At 64.5% G+C, this 20,810-nt stretch carries 21 protein-coding genes; 19 read left to right on the forward strand and 2 right to left on the reverse strand.

The annotated features are described in order from the left end of the window. The first annotated feature begins 15 nt into the window (after window positions 1-15). From A6B35_RS27605 to A6B35_RS27695, 19 genes are all read left to right on the forward strand, one after another. Window positions 16-516 (forward strand): flagellar basal body-associated FliL family protein, encoded by a 501-nt coding sequence (locus A6B35_RS27605; protein WP_006204084.1) that lies wholly within the window; start codon window positions 16-18, stop codon window positions 514-516. After that, a complete protein-coding gene (fliP, locus tag A6B35_RS27610) occupies window positions 513-1,244 on the forward strand; it encodes a flagellar type III secretion system pore protein FliP (protein ID WP_006204083.1) in 732 nt (243 codons plus the stop codon). The genes A6B35_RS27605 and fliP overlap by 4 nt, the downstream gene beginning before the upstream one ends. A 209-nt stretch (window positions 1,245-1,453) precedes the next feature. Beyond that, complete coding sequence (locus A6B35_RS27615) at window positions 1,454-2,338, forward strand: flagellin N-terminal helical domain-containing protein (RefSeq protein WP_006204082.1); 885 nt, start codon at window positions 1,454-1,456, stop codon at window positions 2,336-2,338. Between the two features lie 248 nt (window positions 2,339-2,586). Next, complete coding sequence (locus A6B35_RS27620; protein ID WP_006204081.1) at window positions 2,587-3,471, forward strand: flagellin N-terminal helical domain-containing protein; 885 nt, start codon at window positions 2,587-2,589, stop codon at window positions 3,469-3,471. Window positions 3,472-3,644: 173 nt separating this feature from the next. Then, a complete protein-coding gene (gene fliF / locus A6B35_RS27625) occupies window positions 3,645-5,291 on the forward strand; it encodes a flagellar basal-body MS-ring/collar protein FliF (RefSeq protein WP_006204080.1) in 1,647 nt (548 codons plus the stop codon). Window positions 5,292-5,294: 3 nt separating this feature from the next. Further along, the gene (locus tag A6B35_RS27630; RefSeq protein WP_006204079.1) at window positions 5,295-5,921 is read left to right on the forward strand and encodes a hypothetical protein; all 627 of its coding nucleotides are present in this window, start codon (window positions 5,295-5,297) and stop codon (window positions 5,919-5,921) included. Further along, window positions 5,918-7,297: a MotB family protein gene (locus A6B35_RS27635; RefSeq protein WP_006204078.1), complete on the forward strand. Its 1,380-nt coding sequence runs from the start codon at window positions 5,918-5,920 to the stop codon at window positions 7,295-7,297. Before A6B35_RS27630 ends, A6B35_RS27635 begins: the two co-directional genes overlap by 4 nt. After that, window positions 7,294-8,748 carry a hypothetical protein gene (locus A6B35_RS27640; protein WP_006204077.1) on the forward strand — a complete coding sequence of 485 codons (1,455 nt, stop codon included), beginning with the start codon at window positions 7,294-7,296 and terminating at the stop codon, window positions 8,746-8,748. Before A6B35_RS27635 ends, A6B35_RS27640 begins: the two co-directional genes overlap by 4 nt. Before the next feature lie 101 nt (window positions 8,749-8,849). After that, entirely contained in the window at window positions 8,850-10,142 is a 1,293-nt protein-coding gene (fliK, locus tag A6B35_RS27645) for a flagellar hook-length control protein FliK (protein WP_244897055.1), read from the forward strand. Beyond that, window positions 10,072-10,662 (forward strand): transglycosylase SLT domain-containing protein, encoded by a 591-nt coding sequence (locus A6B35_RS27650; RefSeq protein ID WP_050900789.1) that lies wholly within the window; start codon window positions 10,072-10,074, stop codon window positions 10,660-10,662. Before fliK ends, A6B35_RS27650 begins: the two co-directional genes overlap by 71 nt. Window positions 10,663-10,895: 233 nt before the next feature. Further along, the gene (locus tag A6B35_RS27655) at window positions 10,896-11,564 is read left to right on the forward strand and encodes a response regulator transcription factor (RefSeq protein ID WP_006204074.1); all 669 of its coding nucleotides are present in this window, start codon (window positions 10,896-10,898) and stop codon (window positions 11,562-11,564) included. A 97-nt stretch (window positions 11,565-11,661) separates the two neighbouring features. After that, window positions 11,662-12,915 carry a flagellar hook protein FlgE gene (locus tag A6B35_RS27660; RefSeq protein WP_006204073.1) on the forward strand — a complete coding sequence of 418 codons (1,254 nt, stop codon included), beginning with the start codon at window positions 11,662-11,664 and terminating at the stop codon, window positions 12,913-12,915. 30 nt (window positions 12,916-12,945) lie between these two features. Further along, entirely contained in the window at window positions 12,946-14,397 is a 1,452-nt protein-coding gene (flgK, locus tag A6B35_RS27665; protein WP_006204072.1) for a flagellar hook-associated protein FlgK, read from the forward strand. Between the two features lie 3 nt (window positions 14,398-14,400). Next, the gene (locus A6B35_RS27670; protein WP_006204071.1) at window positions 14,401-15,453 is read left to right on the forward strand and encodes a flagellar hook-associated family protein; all 1,053 of its coding nucleotides are present in this window, start codon (window positions 14,401-14,403) and stop codon (window positions 15,451-15,453) included. A 31-nt stretch (window positions 15,454-15,484) separates the two neighbouring features. Then, on the forward strand, window positions 15,485-15,832 hold the full coding sequence (gene flaF / locus A6B35_RS27675; protein ID WP_006204070.1) for a flagellar biosynthesis regulator FlaF: 348 nt from the start codon (window positions 15,485-15,487) through the stop codon (window positions 15,830-15,832). Next, window positions 15,829-16,272, forward strand: a complete 444-nt coding sequence (flbT, locus tag A6B35_RS27680) for a flagellar biosynthesis repressor FlbT (protein ID WP_006204069.1) — start codon at window positions 15,829-15,831, stop codon at window positions 16,270-16,272. The genes flaF and flbT overlap by 4 nt, the downstream gene beginning before the upstream one ends. Next, window positions 16,272-16,679: a flagellar hook assembly protein FlgD gene (flgD, locus tag A6B35_RS27685; RefSeq protein WP_006204068.1), complete on the forward strand. Its 408-nt coding sequence runs from the start codon at window positions 16,272-16,274 to the stop codon at window positions 16,677-16,679. The genes flbT and flgD overlap by 1 nt, the downstream gene beginning before the upstream one ends. A 27-nt stretch (window positions 16,680-16,706) precedes the next feature. Further along, window positions 16,707-16,973, forward strand: a complete 267-nt coding sequence (gene fliQ / locus A6B35_RS27690; protein ID WP_006204067.1) for a flagellar biosynthesis protein FliQ — start codon at window positions 16,707-16,709, stop codon at window positions 16,971-16,973. Window positions 16,974-17,279: 306 nt separating this feature from the next. Continuing rightward, a complete protein-coding gene (locus A6B35_RS27695) occupies window positions 17,280-18,923 on the forward strand; it encodes an MFS transporter (protein ID WP_065518294.1) in 1,644 nt (547 codons plus the stop codon). Between the two features lie 12 nt (window positions 18,924-18,935). Here the strand turns inward: A6B35_RS27695 and A6B35_RS27700 are convergent, their stop codons facing one another. After that, window positions 18,936-19,292, reverse strand: a complete 357-nt coding sequence (locus tag A6B35_RS27700) for a cupin domain-containing protein (RefSeq protein WP_006199400.1) — start codon at window positions 19,290-19,292, stop codon at window positions 18,936-18,938. Window positions 19,293-19,408: 116 nt separating this feature from the next. Beyond that, entirely contained in the window at window positions 19,409-20,794 is a 1,386-nt protein-coding gene (locus A6B35_RS27705; RefSeq protein WP_040581739.1) for an NAD(P)/FAD-dependent oxidoreductase, read from the reverse strand. Window positions 20,795-20,810: the final 16 nt, after the last annotated feature.

Below are 20,810 nucleotides of genomic sequence, written 5' to 3' on the forward strand. Positions count from 1 at the left end.
TAGGGGAACCAAGCCATGGCGAATGTCGAACAGGTCGAGCCAAAAAAGGGACCTTCCCTTGTTATCCAGCTCGCCATGCTCCTGGCGATGACGGGCGCCGCCATCGGCATGGGCTGGATGTCCGGCGGCTATCTGAAAGCCGCTGGCGGGCCGGTGCCGGTACCGGTGGCCCCGGAAAACGAAGGCAGCACCGGGAAGGCCGCGGGCGCCGAGGGTCACGGAACCGAGGCCGGACCGGCGCTTGTCGCGCTACCACCGATCACCACCAACCTCGCCGCGCCGTCCGAGATCTGGCTAAGGCTGGAGGCATCGGTGGTCTATGACGCGCCGCAGCCATCGGCGATGACCGAGGAGATCCACCAGGATCTGCTGGCTCTGGTGCGCACGATGAAGCTGCATCAGATCGAGGGCGCCAGCGGCTACCAGCATCTGAAGGCCGACCTCGAGGAGCGCGCCGCCATCCGCAGCGGCGGTCATGCCAAACAGATTCTGATCAGGACATTGCTGCTCGAATGAGAAGATTTCTTGTCGCCGCGGCGCTGTTGATCGTCGCCACATCCGTCGCCGGAGCCCAGCAGCTGGATCTCGGCGGCATCGGCAAGGCCGACGGCACCACCGTCGGCTACATCATCCAGATGTTCGGCCTGCTCACCGTGCTGTCGGTGGCGCCGGGCCTGCTGATCATGGTGACGAGCTTCACCCGCTTCGTCATCGCTTTCTCGATCCTGCGCGCCGGCATCGGCCTGCAATCGACTCCGGCCAATTTGATCCTTATCTCGCTATCGCTGTTCATGACCTTCTATGTGATGGCGCCGACCTTCGACCAGGCCTGGAACACCGGCGTCAAGCCGCTGATGGACAACCAGATCAGCCAGACCGAGGCATTCGAAAAGATTTCGGACCCGTTCCGTACCTTCATGCTGCGCAATGTGCGCGACAAGGATTTCGACCTCTTCGCCGACCTTGCCCGCGAGCGCGGCCAGGTCGTTGCAAAGGAGACCGTCGACCTGCGCATCCTGGTGCCGGCCTTCATGATCTCGGAGATCCGTCGCGGCTTCGAGATCGGCTTCCTGATCGTGCTGCCGTTCCTCGTCATCGATCTGATCGTCGCCACCATCACCATGGCCATGGGCATGATGATGCTACCGCCGACCGTCGTGTCGCTGCCCTTCAAGATCCTGTTCTTCGTTTTGATCGACGGCTGGAACCTGCTCGTCGGCAGCCTGGTGCGATCCTTCACCTGACCGTCCGGCCAAACGCGGCGCCTGCAAGAATTTCCCGCAATATATTTTCGGTTAACCGTCCGATTTAGCGCTTTGGTAGGGACTTGCCACCATAGTCGCTCCAGATGGCGGGTGATCTGTTTCAGCGATCATTGGCATGATGCCGCACCGTCATACCGGACAAGCCGGTATGTCAAAAAAACACGTGTAAAAACAAGGTACGAGTAGCCATGTCCAGTATCATGACCAACGCCTCGGCGCTGACCGCGCTGCAGAGCCTGAACTCCACCAACAAGCAGCTTGAAATGACGCAGGCCCGCATTTCGACCGGCTACCGCGTCGCCACCGCCAGCGACAACGCCGCCTACTGGTCGATCGCCACCTCGATGAAATCCGACAACAAGGCGCTTTCAGCTGTTCAGGACTCGCTCGGCCTCGGCGCCGGCAAGGTCGACACCGCCTACACCGCCATCAATGACATCAAGGACCAGGTCGACCTGATCAAGACCAAGCTCGTCACCGCCCGTGGCGCCAGCCAGGAAGACCAGCAGAAGATCGCGACCGAAATCAACGCCATCCAGGCGCAGATCAAGTCGTCGGTCACCAACGCCAACTTTGCCGGCTCGAACCTTCTGCAGACCGACGGCGCCGCCGCTTCGGACCTGAAGATCGTCGCTTCCTACAACCGTACCGGCGCGACCGTCACCATCGACACGATCGATGTCGCGGCTGCCGACACGCAGGTTCTCGACGTCGCCGGCACGGGCGGCATCGTCGGTGGTCTGCTGGCCACGACCTTCTTCGACCCGAGCGCAGCCGCGGTCGCCGACACCGCCATCGACACCGCGCTCGGCAACGTTGAAACGGCGCTTAGCTCACTGTCCACCGGTGCTGCCTCGCTCGGCGCCGCCAAGTCGCGCATCGACACCCAGAAGAGCTTCCTGTCGAACCTCAGCGACTCGATCGACAAGGGCGTCGGCGCCCTGGTCGATGCCGACATGAACAAGGAATCGACCCGCCTGCAGGCGCTCCAGGTCCAGCAGCAGCTCGGCATCCAGGCGCTGTCAATCGCCAACGGCAACTCGCAGTCCATCCTGTCGCTGTTCCGCGGCTGATCGCTTACCGGACTTCAGTTATCTGCATCGGGCCGCGCCATCAGCGCGGCCCGATTTTCGTTGTGAAGATGCTACCGTTTTTCGTTGTCAAAGCATGGTTTTAACGCGCCATTAACGATATCACGATACTCATGGTTAACCATTCGCTTAGGACGGGCAGACCACCAGTTGGTCGACAGGCATGACGCTCCCGCCAAACAGGTTGACCGGCATGCGCGAGGCATGCCTGCTTTGAGAAGAGGTGTATCTTGGCAAGCATCATGACCAACGCCGCGGCGCTGACCGCGCTTCAGAGTCTCAACGCCACCAACAAGCAGCTTGAAACGACGCAGGCCCGCATTTCGACCGGCTACCGCGTCGCCACCGCCAGCGACAACGCCGCCTACTGGTCGATCGCCACCTCGATGAAATCCGACAACAAGGCGCTTTCGGCTGTTCAGGACTCGCTCGGCCTCGGCGCCGGCAAGGTTGACACCGCCTACACCGCCATCACCGACATCAAGGACCAGGTCGACCTGATCAAGGCCAAGCTCGTCACCGCCCGTGGCGCGAGCCAGGACAACCAGCAGAAGATCGCGACGGAAATCAAGGCCATCCAGGACCAGATCAAGTCGTCCGTCACCAATGCCAGCTATGCCGGCTCGAATCTGCTGCAGAATGACGGCTTGGCCGCTTCGGACCTGAAGATCGTCGCTTCCTACAATCGTACCGGCACAACCGTCGCCATCGACACGATCGACGTCACGGCCGCCGACACCCAGGTTCTCGACGTCGCCGGCACCGGCGGCATCGTCGGTGGTCTGCTGGCCACGACCTTCTTCGATCCGAGCGCCGCCGCGGTCACCGACACCGCCATCGACACTGCACTCGGTAGCGTTGAAACCGCGCTTGCCAGACTGTCGACCGGCGCTGCCTATCTCGGTGCCGCCAAGTCGCGCATCGACACCCAGCAGAGCTTCCTGTCGAACCTGAGCGACTCGATCGACAAGGGCGTCGGCGCCCTGGTCGATGCCGACATGAACAAGGAATCGACCCGCCTGCAGGCGCTCCAGGTCCAGCAGCAGCTCGGCATCCAGGCGCTGTCCATCGCCAACGGCAACTCGCAGTCCATCCTGTCGCTGTTCAAGAGCTAGGCCCAGGCAAGTTTTTCCATTCGGGCAAGTTTTTCCATTCGGATTGACGAGCATTTTTCTTCGGATTGAAAGGCCGCGCCCGGGGCGCGGCCTTTTCGTTTCCGCCTATCATCCTCGCACAAGCTTCGCGGTCTAGTGTTCCCACGGACAGTCTTGCTGGGAGCCGTTGAATCGTGCCGGAACAGATCCAGAGCATCATCTCGAATCTCCAGGGATTTGGCGTCAAGCGCCTCGCCATGCTGGGCGGCATCGCCGCGCTGGTCATGGCCGTCATCGGCGTCGCCTCGGTCTATCTCAACCGGCCGGCCTACGAGACGCTCTATGTCGGGCTTGAACGCTCCGACGTGAACCAGATCGGCCTGGTGTTGGGCGAAGCCGGCATCGGCTTCGACGTCGGCCCCGACGGCACCACCGTGCTGGTGCCGGCCGGCACCACCGCGCAGGCGCGCATGCTGCTTGCCGAGAAGGGTCTGCCGACCAGCGCCAATGCCGGCTACGAGCTGTTCGACAATGTCGGCTCGCTCGGCCTGACATCCTTCATGCAGCAGATCACCCGTGTGCGGGCACTGGAAGGCGAGATCGCGCGCACCATCCAGTCGATTGCCGGCATCAAGGCGGCGCGCGTCCACATCGTCATGTCAGAGCGCGCCAATTTCCGCCGCGACGAGCAGCAGCCCTCCGCCTCGGTGGTCATCCGCTATTCCGGCATCGATGCCGAAAAGAGCGCCATGTCGATCCGCCATCTCGTCGCCGCCGCCGTTCCCGGTCTCTCGGCCGACAAGGTGACGGTGCTCGATTCCAACGGCAACCTTCTGGCGGCCGGCGACGACCCTTCCAACACCAGCGCCGCACGCACGCTGGGCGTCGAGCAGACGGTTGAGGCGCAGATCGGCGACAACATCCGCCGCGCGCTGACCCCCTATCTCGGTCCCGACAATTTCCGTGCCAGCGTCAAGGCCGACGTCAACACCGACACCCGCCAGACCGAAGAGACGATCTTCGATCCGGAGTCGCGCGTCGAACGTTCCGTGCAGTCGGTGCGGGCCAATGAGAACAACAACCAGAAGCAGGCTTCGGCCCCGACAACCGTCGAGCAGAACCTGCCGGAGACCCAGACCACCAGCACCGAGGGCCCGCAATCCTCCTCCCAGAACGACCGCAAGGAGGAGATCACCAACTACGAGATCAATTCGAAGAAGATTGCCACCGTCTCCAACGGCTATTCGGTCACCAAGATGTCGATCGCCGTCGTCGTCAACCAGCAGCGTCTGGCGACCATCCTCGGCAAGGACGCAACGCCCGAACAGATCGCCAAGCGCGTTGCCGACATTCAGAAGATGGTGGCTTCGGCCACCGGCTTCGACGACAAGCGCGGCGACGTTATCGACGTCTCGGCCGTCGAGTTCATCGACGGGCTGGACGGCGAGCCGATCGAACAGCCTGGCATGCTGGCATCGATCGGAACGCATGCCGGCACCCTCATCAACGCCGGCGCCTTCATCGTCGTGGTGTTCCTGGTGGCTTTCTTCGGTCTGAGGCCGATGGCAGCTGCTCTGACGGCAAAGGCAACGCCAGCCCTCGCCGGTCCGAGCTTCGAGGACGTGCAGCGTTCGCTGCCGACGCCCGAGCCCGCCGCTCTCGAAACGGCGGCCGCTCCGGTCGCCTTGCCGGGCACCCGCCCCGGCTCCACCCCGCTTGACGACCTTCGCCAGAAGATCAGGCCCGCGCCGCAGGACCGCCTTGCCCGCATGGTCGACATCAATGAGGAGCGCACTGCGCATATCCTGCGCAAATGGGCCGCCCAGGAAGTCGCGGGATAAGCCATGGCCTCAGTCGCCCTCTTCGATCTCCTGCCGGATTTCGGCACGCGTGCCCAGCGCGGCGCTCAGCCTCAGGCCACGAGCGAAGCCGAGCGCAAGCCGGAAGCGCCCGCGCCCCAGGCCGATATCGGCACGCTGATCGCCGAAGCCGTCGCCGAGGCCGAAGCAGCATTGGAAGCGCGCCTTGCCGTCGACCATCAGGCCGCGCTCGACGCCGAGCGCCAGGCCAATGCCGAGGAGGCGAAAGCCTTCCTCGACAGCTTCGGCGGCGATCTCGGCGCCGCCGTCGCCGAGCGCATCGAGGTGATGGAGGCACGCTTGACCGGGCTCGTCGGCGCTACGGTCGGCCGCATCGTCGGCGGCATCGTCACCGACGACCTGCAGAAGCGCTCGATCGAGGCTCTTGCCCGCACCATCGGCGAGGCCGTCGCCGATTCCGAGGCAGTGCGCATCTCCGTGCGCGGCCCTCTTTCGCTGTTCGAAACGCTGAAGACCTCTCTCGGCCCGCGCGCTGCGCAACTCGACTTTGTCGAGAGCCCAGGTTTCGACCTGACCGTTGCCATCGATGAAACGGTCTTCGAGACGCGCATCGCAGAATGGTCGGGTTCCCTGTCCGAGATCCTGTCATGAGCGCTGTCGAGGCCGGCGAAGCCAGGCACGAGATCATCATCGTCAAGCGCAATCATGACGACCACGACGATGGCCATCATGGCGGCGTCTGGAAGATCGCGTTTGCCGATTTCATGACCGCCATGATGTGCTTCTTCCTCGTCATGTGGCTGATCAACGCCGCCAACGAGCAGACCAAGGCGGCCGTCGCCAGCTACTTCAACCCGGTCGAGCTGATCGACCGCAATTCCAGCCGCAAGGGGCTTGAAGATGTCGGCGATGGCCCGAGCAAGGTCGGGCTGACGGCCGACAATCCGCAGGACGGGGTCAGCAAGGCCGGCGAGGACGGCCAGGGCGCCGCCGGATCTTCCGACAAAAGGCAGGCCAAGGAATCCTCGCAGGCATCGGACCGCTCCGACGAACAGATGTTTGCCGACCCCTACGCGGTCCTGTCGGAGATCGCCGCCGACACCGGCGTGATGCAGAACGTCAGCGAGAAGGGCGATGGCGGGGTGCAGAATTCCGGCCCGGCGACCGGTGCCTCCGGCGGCGTATCCTACCGCGATCCGTTCGCGCCGGACTTCTGGTCGCAGCAGGTGGCCGCGCCCGGCGCCGAGGCAAGTGCCGAACGCACCAGGATCGAAGGCGATCCGGTGAAGGCCGGCGACAAGGTTGCAGAAAGTCAGGTGCCGAAGGTCAAGGCCGTGCCGCCGGCGCCGCCCGTGACGGCTGCACCGCTCGAGCCATTGGCAAAATCCGCGCCGGACAAGATGGAGCCGAAAACGGCGTCGACGGCAAAGACCGAAGCGGCAAAACCCGAAACCATGGCGAAGGCCGAGCCGGCGCCGAAGACCGAGCCCGCGGCAAAGGTCGAAACCGTCAAGGCCGAGGAGACCGCAAGGACCGATGCCGGCGAAAAGGCGCCGAGCGCCGCCACCGTCAAGGCCGCGGCCGAGGTCAAGCAGCAACTGGGCGAGGCCTTCAAGCCGGGCGACAAGCTGCGTGACGGTGTCTCGGTCGAGGCAACCGACAAGGGTGTCGTGATCTCGATCACCGACCAGCTCGATTTCGGCATGTTCGAGATCGGCTCGGCCATGCCGAGGCGCGAACTGGTGCTGGCGATGGAGAAGATCGGCCGCATCGTCAACGGCCAGAAGGGCACGATCAGCATCAACGGCCATACCGACGCACGGCCGTTCCGCAGCGACACCTACGACAATTGGCGGCTGTCCACGGCGCGTGCCCACTCCGCCTACTACATGCTGGTGCGCGGCGGCGTCGACGAGCGCCGTATCACCGAGGTCGCGGGCTTTGCCGACCGTCAGCCGAAGGATCCAGCCGATCCGATGTCGGCCGCGAACCGCCGCATCGAAATCCTGATGACGAGCGGCGGATGAGAGGTGCGACCATCATCGGCCGCGCCATCGGCCTGCTGCTGCTGACCGCCGGGCCGCCCTCGACCGGCTTCGCGGAGGAGGCCTTGCAACCCTACCAACTGGTGCGCTCGCTGCAGCTCGTGCAGGACCGTATCGCCGCGGGCGATCATGCGGCGCTGCCGATGCAGGCCAAGCTTCTGGAAATGGTCGACACGCGCCTGCGCGCGGCGGATGCCGAAGATTTCAGGGAGCCGAAGAATTTCCGCGCCTTGCTCGTCTACGGCATGAGCGGCGGCAACCCGGTCACGGTCGAGGCGGCGACTTCACGCGCCGAAGCCGATCCGCAGAGCCATGCCATCGCCAAGGCTATCATCGACTATCTGAACGGCCGGCCCGCCAAGGCGATAGAGGCACTGAAGCCGATCGACCCGATGACGCTGCCGAGCGACCTCGGCGCTTTCGTCGCGCTGGTCAAGGGCTCGCTGCTCGCCACCGACGAGCCGGCCGAGGCACTCGCCCTGCTCGACGACGCCCGCCTGCTCAGCCCCGGCACGCTGGTCGAGGAAGCAGCACTTCGCCGCTCCGTCGGCATCGCTGCAGCGCAGGGAGACGCGGCGCGCTTCGCGCTTGCTTCCACCCAGTATGTCGCGAGCTATCTCTATTCGCCCTATGCCAGCCAGTTCGCTGACTCCTTCGTTTCGGGCATCATCACGCTGCACATGGCGATCAGCCAGGACAAGCTCGCCGACATCACCGCGATGATGGATCCCGAACGCGAGAAGGTGATCTATCTGCGTATCGCTCGCCGCGCGGCGATCGACGGACTGACGGATCTCTCCGCCTTTGCCGCGGCCAGGGCCGAGCAGGGCCGCAACGGCAACAACAACGAGAACGATCCGCGCGCCCAGCTCTACTCCAGCCTGTCCACCGTGACGTCGGGCACAATCGACGACGTGCGCGCCAAGCTGGGCAAGATCGACCGCAGCAGGCTTTCGCAAAGCGACCGCGACCTGCTCGATGCCGCGCAAGCCATTGCCGGCGAAGTGGTCGCGCCGCCCGCCCCTCTTCCCGCCCAACAACCCGGCCCTGCCGCCGCGCCGAAACCCGAGACCGAAATCGCCGCAACGGACAAATCCGACGAGGCCGGCCTGCCGCCGGTCGAAGGCGTGATGTCCGAGCAACCGGCAGCCGAAGCATCGACCCTTGCCGCAGTGCCGTCGGAGGCGCCGGCCGTAGCCGCCGCGCCGCCGGATACGTCGTCAGCGGCTTCTGCTTCCCCGGCGGCGGCGCACGGCTCCGCGCCTGCCGCTGCACCGGCTGTCGCATCCGCGTCCACCGATGCGCCGGTGCCGCAATCGGCATCGGCATCGGCCGGCGGCCTCGATCCGCACGATCCCACCGACGCGGCGATGATCAACACCCGCCATCAACTCGACCTGATCGACCAGATGCTTGGAGCCGCTCCGAAATGACCACAAGCCTCGGCCAGGCCCTTCCGGGACTTGTTTCCACGCGCGCGCCATCCAAGGCGGCGGCGACGAACGGCAGCAGCGAGACGTCAAGCTTCGACGACATGGTGCGCGGCACCGAAAAGCCGGCCGGACCGGAAAGCCAGCCGAACGACGCCGGGCCGCACGGCGCACGATGGGCCAAGGGTGCGTCGGTGAACCTTGGCAAGGCGCAGCCCGACCACGAGCCGCCAGCCAGGGCCGCTTCGCCGAAACAGCCCGCCGGCAGGATCGCGAAGGCGGATGCCGATACTGATACGGGCAAGGCCAGTGACGACGCGGAACCGGCCGCGCAAAGCGCGAATGTGGCATCGCTTCAGGACCGCCTGCCGTTGCTGATGGCCCTGCATGACATTCGGCAATTCTCGGCGGCGGCCAAGGCGGAAGGAAGCGCGGCCACGGCTAACGGGGAGACAGCCGAGCCGACGCTCGAAAGCCAGCCACTGCCCGCGCAGCAACAGCTTTCCTCCTTGAAGAAATCCCGCTCAAGCTCCGGCTCCGATGCGCGCGATGTCGGCTCCATCGCAAAGGCCGAACGCATCGCCAACGGCGTGAGCCTTCCAGGACAGCTCCGGCAGCCGGACGTCGTTGGCTCCGTCCTCAAGGGGCCGCCGCGTCCAGATGACGACATTACGATCCCGTCGAAGGACAAGGTCGCGACGGACGTGCCGGCATCGCCGGCAAAACGGCCCGCGCCTGGGTCGAAGAGCCTTGACGCCATCAGATCGGCGATGCCCTCCGAACAGGGAAAACAGGCTACGTCCACCGCACGCATCGACGTCGTCGCCGAGCAGAGCTTCCCGGCGCCAGCGCAAAGCCCGATGAGCCAGACGACATCGGTCCTGATCGACGCCATCGCGTCCGACGGCGGCCTGCGTCAGGCCTTTTCGACGGCCTCCGCGAGCCCGCAGATGGCCAGCTCTGTTGCCGTTCCGACACATATTCTGAAGATCGAGCTTCACCCGGCCGAGCTTGGCATGGTCACCGCCAGCCTGCGGCTTGCCGGCGAGCAGCTTTCGATCGAACTGAAGCCCGAAACCCATGAGGCATACCGCCGTCTGGCGGCCGACAGCGAGGCCATCGTCAAGTCGTTGCGCGGGCTCGGTTTCGACGTCGACAAGGTCGCGATCCTGCAACCTTCGATAGCAGTCCCCACGGCCGCCCGCGCCGATGCAAGCAGTTCCCTGCCGATGTCGACAGGGCGTGAACAGTCCGCCTTTCAGTCCGGCGACCCGAGCGGCGGCAATGCCGGTTCCGGTGGTCAGCAGCCGGGAAGGAACTACCCCAATGACGCACAGGAAATCGGCCGTGCTGTTTCGCCTGCTCGCGAGCGCACTGGCGACGGCATGTTTATCTAGCGTCACCGCCGGCGCTGCGAAAGCGGCCGGCAACCCTTGCGAGCCGGAGATCCTGCGCGCCGCCGACCGTTACGGCGTGCCCGCCGGCATCCTCTATGCCGTCGGACTGACCGAGACTGGAAAGAGAGGCAGCCTCCAGCCTAACGCTTTGAACATAGAAGGAAAAGCTGTCTTCCCCAGGAGCCGGACCGAGGCCCTGGCAACGTTCGAGACTGCCCGCCGCGAAGGCAAGACGCTGATCGATCTCGGCTGCATGCAGATCAACCACCACTATCACGCCTCGCATTTCCGCAGCGTCGCCGACATGCTCGATCCGCGCCAGAACGTCGACTACGCGGCGCGGTTCCTGGCCAGCCTCCATGCCCGTCACCTGACCTGGTCGATGGCGGTGGCCCGCTACCATGCCGGGCCCGACAACGATCCCGCGCAGAAGATCTATGTCTGCCGCGTCATCGCCAACATGGTCGCCACCGATTTCGGGAAATGGACGCCCAACGCTCGCGATTTCTGCAACCCATAGTTGCCAATCGCGCGACAGCCTCGCCGACTTTCTCAGCCCTGCTGGAGGCAGCCGCGCACTGGCAAGACGCGGCTGCCGATACATCGCCGATGCACCCATGCGACCGCGCTTATTTACGCGTCCCAAAAAAACTCCCAAGAAAATAGCTACAAGAAATGACGGTTGTTCAGGATTCCCGCCACCGGATACGCCTTTTTCCACGGGGCAAATGAGCTGATTCGGAGGGCGGGCCGATGATCGTGATCGTTGACGAGCGTGAGCTCGTAACTGAAGGCTATAACTCACTTTTCGATCGCGAAGGCGTCGCCTGTGCAGGCTTCGCTCCGGGCGAATTCGGGGAATGGGTGAACTCGGCGGCCGACACCGATTTGCGCTCGGTCAGGGCCTTCCTCATCGGCGACTGCCGGGAAGGCGCGATTTCTCCACGCCAAATCCGCGACCGCACCGGTGCTCCGGTCATTGCGCTGAGCGAGCAGCACTCGCTCGAAAACACGCTTCGGCTGTTCGAGAGCGGCGTCGACGATGTCATCCGCAAGCCGGTTCACATCCGCGAGATCCTGGCCCGCATCACCGCCATCCGCCGCCGCGCGCAGGAAGACGCGCCCTATACCGAGGTCGGCTCGATGCGCATCTTCATGGACGGCCGCGATCCCGAGATCGACGGCCAGCCGCTGCCCTTGCCGCGCCGCGAGCGCCGTATCCTCGAATATCTGGCCAGCAATCGCGGACGGCGCGTAACCAAGACCCAGGTCTTCAACGCCATCTACGGCATCTTCGACGAGGAGGTCGAGGAGAACGTTGTGGAAAGTCACATCAGCAAGCTGCGCAAGAAGCTGCGCGAAAAACTCGGCCACGACCCGATCGATTCCAAGCGCTTCCTTGGCTACCGGCTGGTGTTCTGATGCCACGGGTCCGCGCCAGCCTCGCGCAAGACACAACACATAGGCTCGCGGCCACTGTCATGGGCTCCCCTGTAGCGGGGATTGAGGAGACGTTTCGATGAGCCTCTACGGAATGATGCGAACCGGCGTTTCCGGTATGAACGCGCAGGCAAACCGCCTGTCCGCTGTGGCTGACAACATCGCCAATTCAGACACCACCGGCTACAAGCGCTCCTCCGCCGAATTCTCGACGCTGGTGATGCCGAGCACTGGCGGAGCCTACAATTCGGGCGGCGTCACCACCACGATCCGGTCCTCGATCAGCGCCCAGGGTGTGCTCCAGTACACCACCTCGGTCTCGGACCTGGCGGTCAATGGCGATGGTTTCTTTGTCGTCCAGGATCCGAGCGGAACGCCCTTCCTCACACGCGCCGGCGCCTTCGTTCCGGATGCCGAGGGCAAGCTGGTCAATGCCGCCGGCTACCAGCTGATGGCCTACAGCTACGCCAACGGCGTGCCGGCCGCCACCGCCAACGGCTTCGAGGGCCTCGTGCCGGTGCAGATCTCCGATCAGGAGATGACGGCAACACCCAGCACCGAGGGCACCTTCACCGGCAATCTGCCGGCGAACTCCACCCCGCCCTCCGGCGCCCTGCCCTCCACCAACAGCCCGACGGCCGAATACACCTCGAAATCGTCGCTGGTCGCCTACGACAATCTCGGCAACAAGGTGCTGCTCGACGTCTATTTCACCAACACCGGAACCGGCACCTGGGAAGTCTCGGTTTTCGACCAGTCCCAGGCCACCGCCGGCACCTCCTTCCCCTATACGGGCGGCGCGCTTGGTTCGGCCAACCTGACCTTCGACACCACCACCGGCAAGCTCACCGGCGCCGTTGACAGCGTGTCGTTCACCGTGCCGAACGGCGCGGCCATGAACCTCGATCTGGCCAAGCTCACCCAGCTCGGCACCGGCTACACGGTTTCGGAAGCTGAGGTCAACGGCAACGCGCCGAGCACTATCGAGAAGATCGATATCGGCTCGGATGGCGTCATCTACGCGCAGTATGAGGACGGCTCCACCAAGCCGCTGTACAAGATCCCGCTGGCTGATGTGACCAGCCCCGACCGCCTTACCGCCTTGCCGGGCAATGTCTATTCGCAGAGCGCGGATTCGGGCGCGGTACGCATCGGTTTCGCCAGCGAAGGCAAGCTAGGCGCGATCGTCTCCGGCGCGCTCGAGAATTCCAACGTCGACATCGCCGAGGAACTGACCAACATGATCGCGGCGCAGCGCAGCTACACCGCCAACTCGAAAGTCTTCCAGACGGGTTCCGACCTGATGGATGTCCTTGTCAACCTGAAGAGATAACCGACGGGCGTCAGCCCGTGAAAGAGCCGCATGTCGCTGTCTTCCGCATTGAGCATCGCCCAGTCGTCGCTTCTGGCCACGTCGAAACAGACCAGCATCGTCTCCCGCAACGTCGCCGATGCCTCCAATCCGGACTACGCCCGCCGCACCGCGGTCATCACCAGCACGGCGCCCGGCGCCCGTTCCGTGGAGATCCAGCGGGCGGCCAACGACCTGCTGTTTCGCCAGAACCTCAGCGCGCTCTCGGCATGGAGCGGCCAGAGCGCGCTCTACAGCGGCATGGACCAGCTGGATCTCGCTGTGAACGGTGTCGACAACGCCTCCTCGCCTTCGACCGCGATCGCCAATTTGCAGAATGCGCTGCAGCTCTACGCGACGACGCCGTCCAACCAGAATCTCGGCGCCAGCGTCATCGACGCAGCCAAGGATGTCGTACGCTCGCTGAACGACGGCACCACGGCGATCCAGGATTTCCGCACCCAGACCGACAGCCAGATCGCCACCGCCGTCGATGACCTCAACTCGCTGCTCAGCCAGTTCCAGGATGCCAACAAGGCCGTCATCTCCGGAACCCGTTCGGGCACCGACGTGTCCGACGCTCTCGACCAGCGCGACGCGCTGCTGAAGAAGATTGCCGAGTATGTCCCCGTCTCGACCTTTACGCGCGGCGACAACGACATGGTCATCACCACCACCGACGGCACGACGCTGTTCGAGACCGTGCCGCGCTCGGTGAGCTTCACTCCGTCGGCCGGCTACACCGCCGGCACCCCTGGCAACACCATCTATATCGACAACGTCCCGGTCTCCGCCGGCACCGGCGACAACACCAGCGCCGTCGGCAAGCTCGCCGGCCTGATCACTTTGCGCGACAGCGTCGCCGCAACCATGCAGAGCCAGCTCGACGAGACCGCGCGCGGTCTCATCACCGCCTTCGCCGAAAACGCGCCGTCGCAATCCGATGCGGCCGGCCTGTTCACCTGGTCCGGCGCGCCCGCCGTGCCGGCGGCCGGTACGCTGGTCAATGGCCTTGCCGGTTCGATCAGCGTCAACACGGCGATGGATCCGAGCGCCGGCGGTGACCCGGCGCTGCTGCGCGACGGCGGCGCCAACGGCGCGGCCTATATCCTCAACACCAGCGGCTCATCCTATTCCGACCTATTGATCGCCTATGGCGACAGGCTCGACCAGCCGATGGCCTTCGATGCCGCCGCCGGCATCACGACGACATCCAGCGTCTCCGATTATGCCGCCAACGCCATCGGCTGGTTCGAAGGCGTGCGCCAGCAGGCCTCGACGACCGCCGACGCCAAGGAAGCGCTGGCCACGCGCACGGCCGAGGCGCTGTCCAACGACACCGGCGTCAATGTCGACCAGGAAATGTCGCTGCTGCTCGATCTCGAACACACCTATCAGGCCTCGGCGCGCATGATGAAGACTGTCGACGACATGCTGTCAGCCCTGCTCGATGCCGTGGGATAATCCATGAAAGCCACATCCGTCTCCTCAGCTGCATTGTCCAATGCCATGCGCTATCAGCAGATGCGCATGCAGGCCGACCTGGTCAAGGCGACGAAGGAATCGTCGACCGGTCAGGTCGCCGATGTCGGACTGGCGCTTGGCGGACGCACGACCCAGGCCGTGACCTTCCAGCGCGATCTCGACCGGCTGAACGGCATCATCGATTCCAATGCGCTGGTCGCCGCCCGGCTCACATCGACCCAGGATTCGCTTGGCCAGCTCTCCGATGTCGCCCAGAGTTTCCTCTCGGCCCTGACCAGCGCCGTATCCGGCGATTCCTCGACCAGCATCACGCGGGCCGCCGGCGCCTCGGCGCTGCAGCAGATGACGGGAATCCTCAACACCGGCGTGAATGGCGAATATCTGTTCGCTGGCACCAACACCGACGTCAAGCCGATCGATGATTTCACGTCCACCGGCTCCCCCGCCAAGGCTGCCTTCGACGCTTCCTTCGTCGCCTATTTCGGTTTCGCGCAGGACGATCCGGCCGCAGCCAGCATCACTGCTGCCCAGATGGATGATTTCATCACCACCAGCGTCGAGCCGCAGTTCCTCGGCGCGGGCTGGCAAGGCACCTGGTCGAACGCCACCGATGAGCAGATCACCAGCCGCATTGCGCTCAACGAAACCACCGAAACCTCGGTCAGCGCCAACGAAGAAGGCATCCGCAAGCTCGCCATGGCATCGGCCATGGTCACCAGCCTGCTTTCGAGCAGCACCATCAGCCAGGCGGCGAGGACTGCGGTCACCAGCCGCGCCCAGACGCTGGTCGGCGAAGCCATCGGCGGGCTGGTCCAGGTGCAGTCCGAGGCCGGCCTTGCCCAGAAGCGCGTGTCCGACGCCACCGATCGCATGAAAACCCAGGTCGACCTGTTCGAGAAGCATATCATCGACCTCGTAGGCGTCGATCCCGCCGAGGCCGCGACCCGCGTCGCCGACCTGACGCAGCATATCGAGACGTCCTTCGCGCTGACGGCGCGCCTGCAGCAACTCAGCCTGTTGAATTACCTGACCTGAAACCACCCACCGGAACGGCAGAGCTCCCAAGATGTACCAATTCTCCTACGCCGACATCCAGACCGACTCCGTCGCCGACGCGAAGGACCGGGAGCGGCAGCTGCTCACCCGCTCGATCGACATGCTCGCGGCGGCGGCGGCCGTCGGCCATGGTTCGATGGAAGCAGCCGAGGCGCTGCACTTCACCAACCGGGTATGGACAACCTTTGTCGAGGATCTCGGCTCCAGCGACAATGCCCTGCCCAAGGAACTGCGCGCCAACCTGATCTCCATCGGCCTGTGGCTGCTGCGCGAAGCCGAGGACATCCGCCAGGGTCGCACGAACAATTTCGAAGGCCTTATCGAAGTGTCCCAGATCATCCGGGACGGCATTCAATGACCAACACGCTGAAGATATCGCTGAAGCCGAACGAGAAGATCTACATCAACGGCGCCGTCATCCGCGTCGACCGCAAGGTCGCCATCGAGCTGATGAACGACGTGCAGTTCCTGCTCGAAAGCCATGTCATCCAGGCCGACGAGGCGTCGACTCCGCTCAAGCAGCTCTATTTCATCCTGCAGGTCATGCTGATGAATCCGCAGGCGGCCTCCGAGGCGCGCGACATGTTCCGCCGCTCGCTGCCCATGCTGCTGGCGAGTTTCGAGGACGAGCGGATCTGCAGCGCGCTGAAGCAGATCGACCGCATGGTCGGCGAAGACCATATCTATGAGGCGCTGAAGGCGATCCGTGCGCTTTATCCGCTCGAACGCCGCGCGCTTGGCGGCAATGACGATGTTGCGGGTGCGCCGCGCCCGCTGGCCGTGGGAGCCCGATACTAATGACCGTTGACATGACGACCACCATACCGACCGGCGCCAATTCGACCACCACGTCGACCTCCAAGACAGCGGTCGACTATCAGTCGTTCCTGAAGCTGCTGATCGCCGAAATGAAGAACCAGGATCCGACCAAGCCGATGGATTCGACGCAGTATGTAGCCCAGCTCGCCACCTTCTCGCAGGTCGAGCAATCGGTGCAGACCAACACCAAGCTCGACCAGATCATGCAGTCCTCGGCCTTGTCGCAGGCCGATGCCCTGATCGGCCGTTCGATAACCTCGGCCGACGGCAAGACGTCAGGCACCGTGGCGTCGGTGCGCCTCGCCAGCAGCGGCCTTATCGCGGTGCTGGCGAACGGCACGGAAATTCCCGTGACCTCGGGCGTCTCGGTCAAGGCCGCGAGCTAGTCGCGAACTATAGCCGAGGCCGGTGCCATGAACGAGGCAGACGCCCTCGATATCGTCCAATACGCGGTGTGGACTGTACTGACCGCATCCGCTCCCGTAGTGCTGGTGGCGATGGCGGTCGGCATCGGCATCGCCCTGATCCAGGCCTTGACGCAGATCCAGGAAATCACCCTCACATTCGTCCCCAAGATCGTCGCCATCATGCTGGTGGTGGCGCTGACCGGTCCGTTTATCGGCGGCCAGATATCGGCCTTCACCAACGTTATCTTCGAGCGCATCGAAAGCGGCTTCTAGGCCCGCGCGGAAATTCCAGCGCCTTCGCCAGGTACCATTCAGCCTGCCTGAAATCTTCGACCAGCTGCAGCGGGCACCCTCAACGACGCACTGTACGCCGCTGCGAGGGACGCGGGACCAGGCCTGAATTGGTCCAGAGCGCCAAGACCTTTGGATTAGTTGCGTCCGACGTATTTTTGCCGTGCTATCCTGTTGTTGGACCATGATCTTTTTTTGAAGAGGTATTCGCCTCCCGCGCTGCCGCGCCTACCTGCGTGGGTGGCATGACAGCCGAGGGAACGGACGTAATCAGGCGGGACAGCATTGATGATCGATGACGAGCCGGGCAGCGAACGCGTCTCGGCGCTGGCACCTTTCCGGCACGGCATTTTCCGGGCGGTATGGTCGGCCAGCCTGGTGTCGAATTTCGGCGGCCTGATCCAGGGCGTCGGTGCCGCCTGGATGATGACCTCGATCGCCACCTCGTCCTACCAGGTCGCGCTCGTCCAGGCCTCGACCACCTTGCCGATCATGCTGTTTGCGCTGGTTGCCGGCGCCATCGCCGATAGCTTCGACCGTCGCAAGGTCATGCTGGTCGCACAGACCTTCATGCTGGTCGTTTCAGTGCTCCTGACCGTCTTCACTTACCTCGGCCTGATCACGCCGTGGACGCTGCTTGCCTTCACCTTCCTGATCGACAGCGGCACGGCGCTGAACAATCCGTCATGGCAGGCCTCGGTCGGCGATATGGTGCCGCGCGCCAAGCTGCCGGCGGCCGTCGCGCTGAACTCACTGGGCTTCAATCTGACGCGCAGCGTCGGCCCGGCGATCGGCGGCATCATCGTCGCCACCGCGGGCGCTGCCGCTGCCTTCGCCGCCAACGCAATAAGCTATGTCGGCCTGATCATCGTGCTGTTTCGCTGGAAGCCGGAGCTGCCGGTGTCGACGCTGCCGCGCGAGACGCTGGGAGCGGCGATGGGCGCCGGCCTGCGCTATGTCGCGATGTCGCCCAACATCGGGAAGGTCCTGGTCAGGGGTTTTGCCTTCGGCTTCAGCGCCGGCGCGGTGCTCGCCTTGCTGCCGCTGGTGGCGCGCGATGTCGTCAAGGGCGACGCCCTGACCTATGGCATCATGCTCGGCGCCTTCGGCATCGGCGCGGTCGGCGGCGCGCTGATCAGCGTGCGGCTGCGGCAATTGCTGTCGAGCGAGACGATGGTGCGCATGGCTTTTGCCGGCTTCGCCCTCTGCGCTTTCAACGCCGCCTTCAGCGACCACGCCTGGCAGACCTCGCTCGGACTGCTCGTCGGCGGCGCCTGCTGGGTGATCGCGCTGTCGCATTTCAACGTCACGGTACAGATGTCGACACCGCGCTGGGTGGTCGGCCGGGTGCTCTCGGTCTACCAGACGGCGACCTTCGGCGGCATCGCTCTGGGCAGCTGGATCTGGGGTGTCGTGGCCGACGCGCATGGCGCCGAGACCGCGCTGATCGTGGCAAGCATCGCCATGCTGGCGGGCGGCGCCATCGGCCTGCTGCTGCCTTTGCCGCAGCAGGCGGTGCTCAATCTCGACCCGCTCAACCGCTTCAAGGAGCCGCATCTCGGGCTCGACCTCAAGCCGCGCAGCGGCCCGATCGCCATCATGATCGAATACATCATCCGTGACGAGGATGTGCCGGAGTTCCTCGCCACCATGGCCGAGCGCGGCCGCATCCGCCGCCGCGACGGCGCCCGCAACTGGACATTGGCGCGCGACCTCGAGAACCCGGTGATCTGGATCGAGCACTACCACACGCCGACCTGGCTCGAATACATCCGCCACAACAGGCGCGCCACCCATGCCGACGCCGTCATCGGCGAGCGCATACGGGCGCTGCACAGCGGCAGCGAGCCGCCTCATGTCCGGCGCATGATCGAGCGGCCGACGACCGCCGGCACCGCGCTTGTCATGCCCAAGGGGCCGATCGAACATTAAAGCCGATGTCGATCAGCCGCCGGTCTGGATCATGTACAGCTTGCGCGTGGTTTCACGGATGCGCCATTCGCCCTTCCACCCCTGGGGAAGGACAAGGAGATCGCCTGGACCGAGCTCACGCATCTCGCCGTCGGCGCGGCTCACTTCAGCACGCCCCGAGATGATGTGGCAGATTTCCGACGAGCCCGAACGATCGGCGGTGAAACGGCCGGGCGTGCATTCCCAGATGCCGATATCGATGCTTCCGTCGGGCGACTGGAAGAACGAGCGAACAGCCTCGACCTGATCTCCCTCGATGGAGGTCGGTTTGGGCGAGAACGCACCGATATCGGCCTTGGCGAGGTCGTGGAAAGTCGAGAGATCGATCAAGTTGGGCTCCTTGGATCAAAGCAATTCCAGGAAGGTGGGCAACGGTTTTCCGTCCGGAATTGCGTGAAAACAAATAGCAAAAGCGGTTCGGCGATTCTATGAAACCCCGAACCGCTTTAGTGGCCTGTGATGCTGTCCGCCAAAGCGGCAAGCTTCGAGGTTTGCGCGAGCCCGGCGGCTTCGCGACGGTCGGCGATGCTGTAGAGCTGGTACATCGCGTGCACGCCCAGCCATCGGAAGGGCTCCGGCTCCCAGCGCCGCACCTTGCGGTTGACCCAGGGCAGGCGCGTAAGCTCCGTATCCTCTTCGAGGATCAGGTTGGCAAGCGTGCGCCCCGAGAGGTTGGAGCTCGAGACGCCGAGCCCGACATAACCGCCCGCCCAGCCGATGCGGGTCGCGGGGTCGAGGCCGACCGTCGTGCACCAGTCGCGCGGCACGCCGAGCACGCCGCACCAGGCGTGCTCGATGCGGCATCCCGCCGTCTGCGGCAGCAGGCTGGTCAGGATCGCATGCAGCTGGTCTATCGTGGCCTGCTGCGTCTGTCCGTTGATGTCGGTGCGCGAGCCGTAGCGATAGGGCACGCCGCGGCCACCCATGGTGATGCGCCCCTCGCGCGTGCGCTGGGCATAGCAGTAGGCATGGGCGGCACTGCCGAGAAGCTCGTGCCCGTCCCAGCCGATGGCGCGCCAGAGTTCAGGGGATAACGGTTCGGTCACGATCTGGGCGCTGTTGAGCGCGAGCCAGGTCCGCTCCTCACCGGGGATGCCGGCGGTAAAGCCCTCCGTCGCGCGGATGATGGTTTCCGCCCGCACTATGCCACGGTTGGTCGTCACGCTGCCCTTGGCGATTGTGGTCACCGTCGTCTGTTCGTAGATCGAAACACCCAGCCGCTCGACGGCGGCGGCAAGCCCGCGCACCAATTTGGCCGGCTGCACCCGCGCCTGGCCGTGGACGACAAAGCCGCCCATGACATTTCGGACGTTGATGCGCGCCCGCGTCGCGGCGGCATCCAGCATCTCGACGCGGCCGGGGTCGACATCCCATGAGCGGATCGTCTCGCACTCTTCGCGTGCTCGTTCGAGCTGCGCCGGGTTGGTGGCCACCGTCAGATTGTCGACGCGGCGGATGTCGGCGTCGATGCCTTCCGCTGTCGCCACCCGGATCACTTCGTCGACGCAGCCCGCCATGGCCTTCTGCATCGCCATCACGCCTTGCCGGCTCGACGTCTTGAGATATTTTTCGCGCGACCAGCTGAAGCCGCCCGACAGCCAGCCGCCATTGCGGCCTGACGCACCGAACCCGGCAAATTGGCGCTCGATCACCGCGACCCTGAGCGAAGGCCTCGCCTTCTTCAGGTAGTAGGCGGTCCACAGCCCGGTATAGCCGGCGCCGACAATCGCGACATCGGCTTCGATATTGCCGGGCAAAGGTGGCCGGGGAGCGGGAACCGCTCCCAGATCCGCATACCAGAACGATATGTCGCCGTTACGCTTGGCTTGCATGGGATGACTTTCAGGT

It is taken from the genome of Mesorhizobium amorphae CCNWGS0123 (assembly GCF_001686985.1).
GTDB lineage: Bacteria > Pseudomonadota > Alphaproteobacteria > Rhizobiales > Rhizobiaceae > Mesorhizobium > Mesorhizobium amorphae.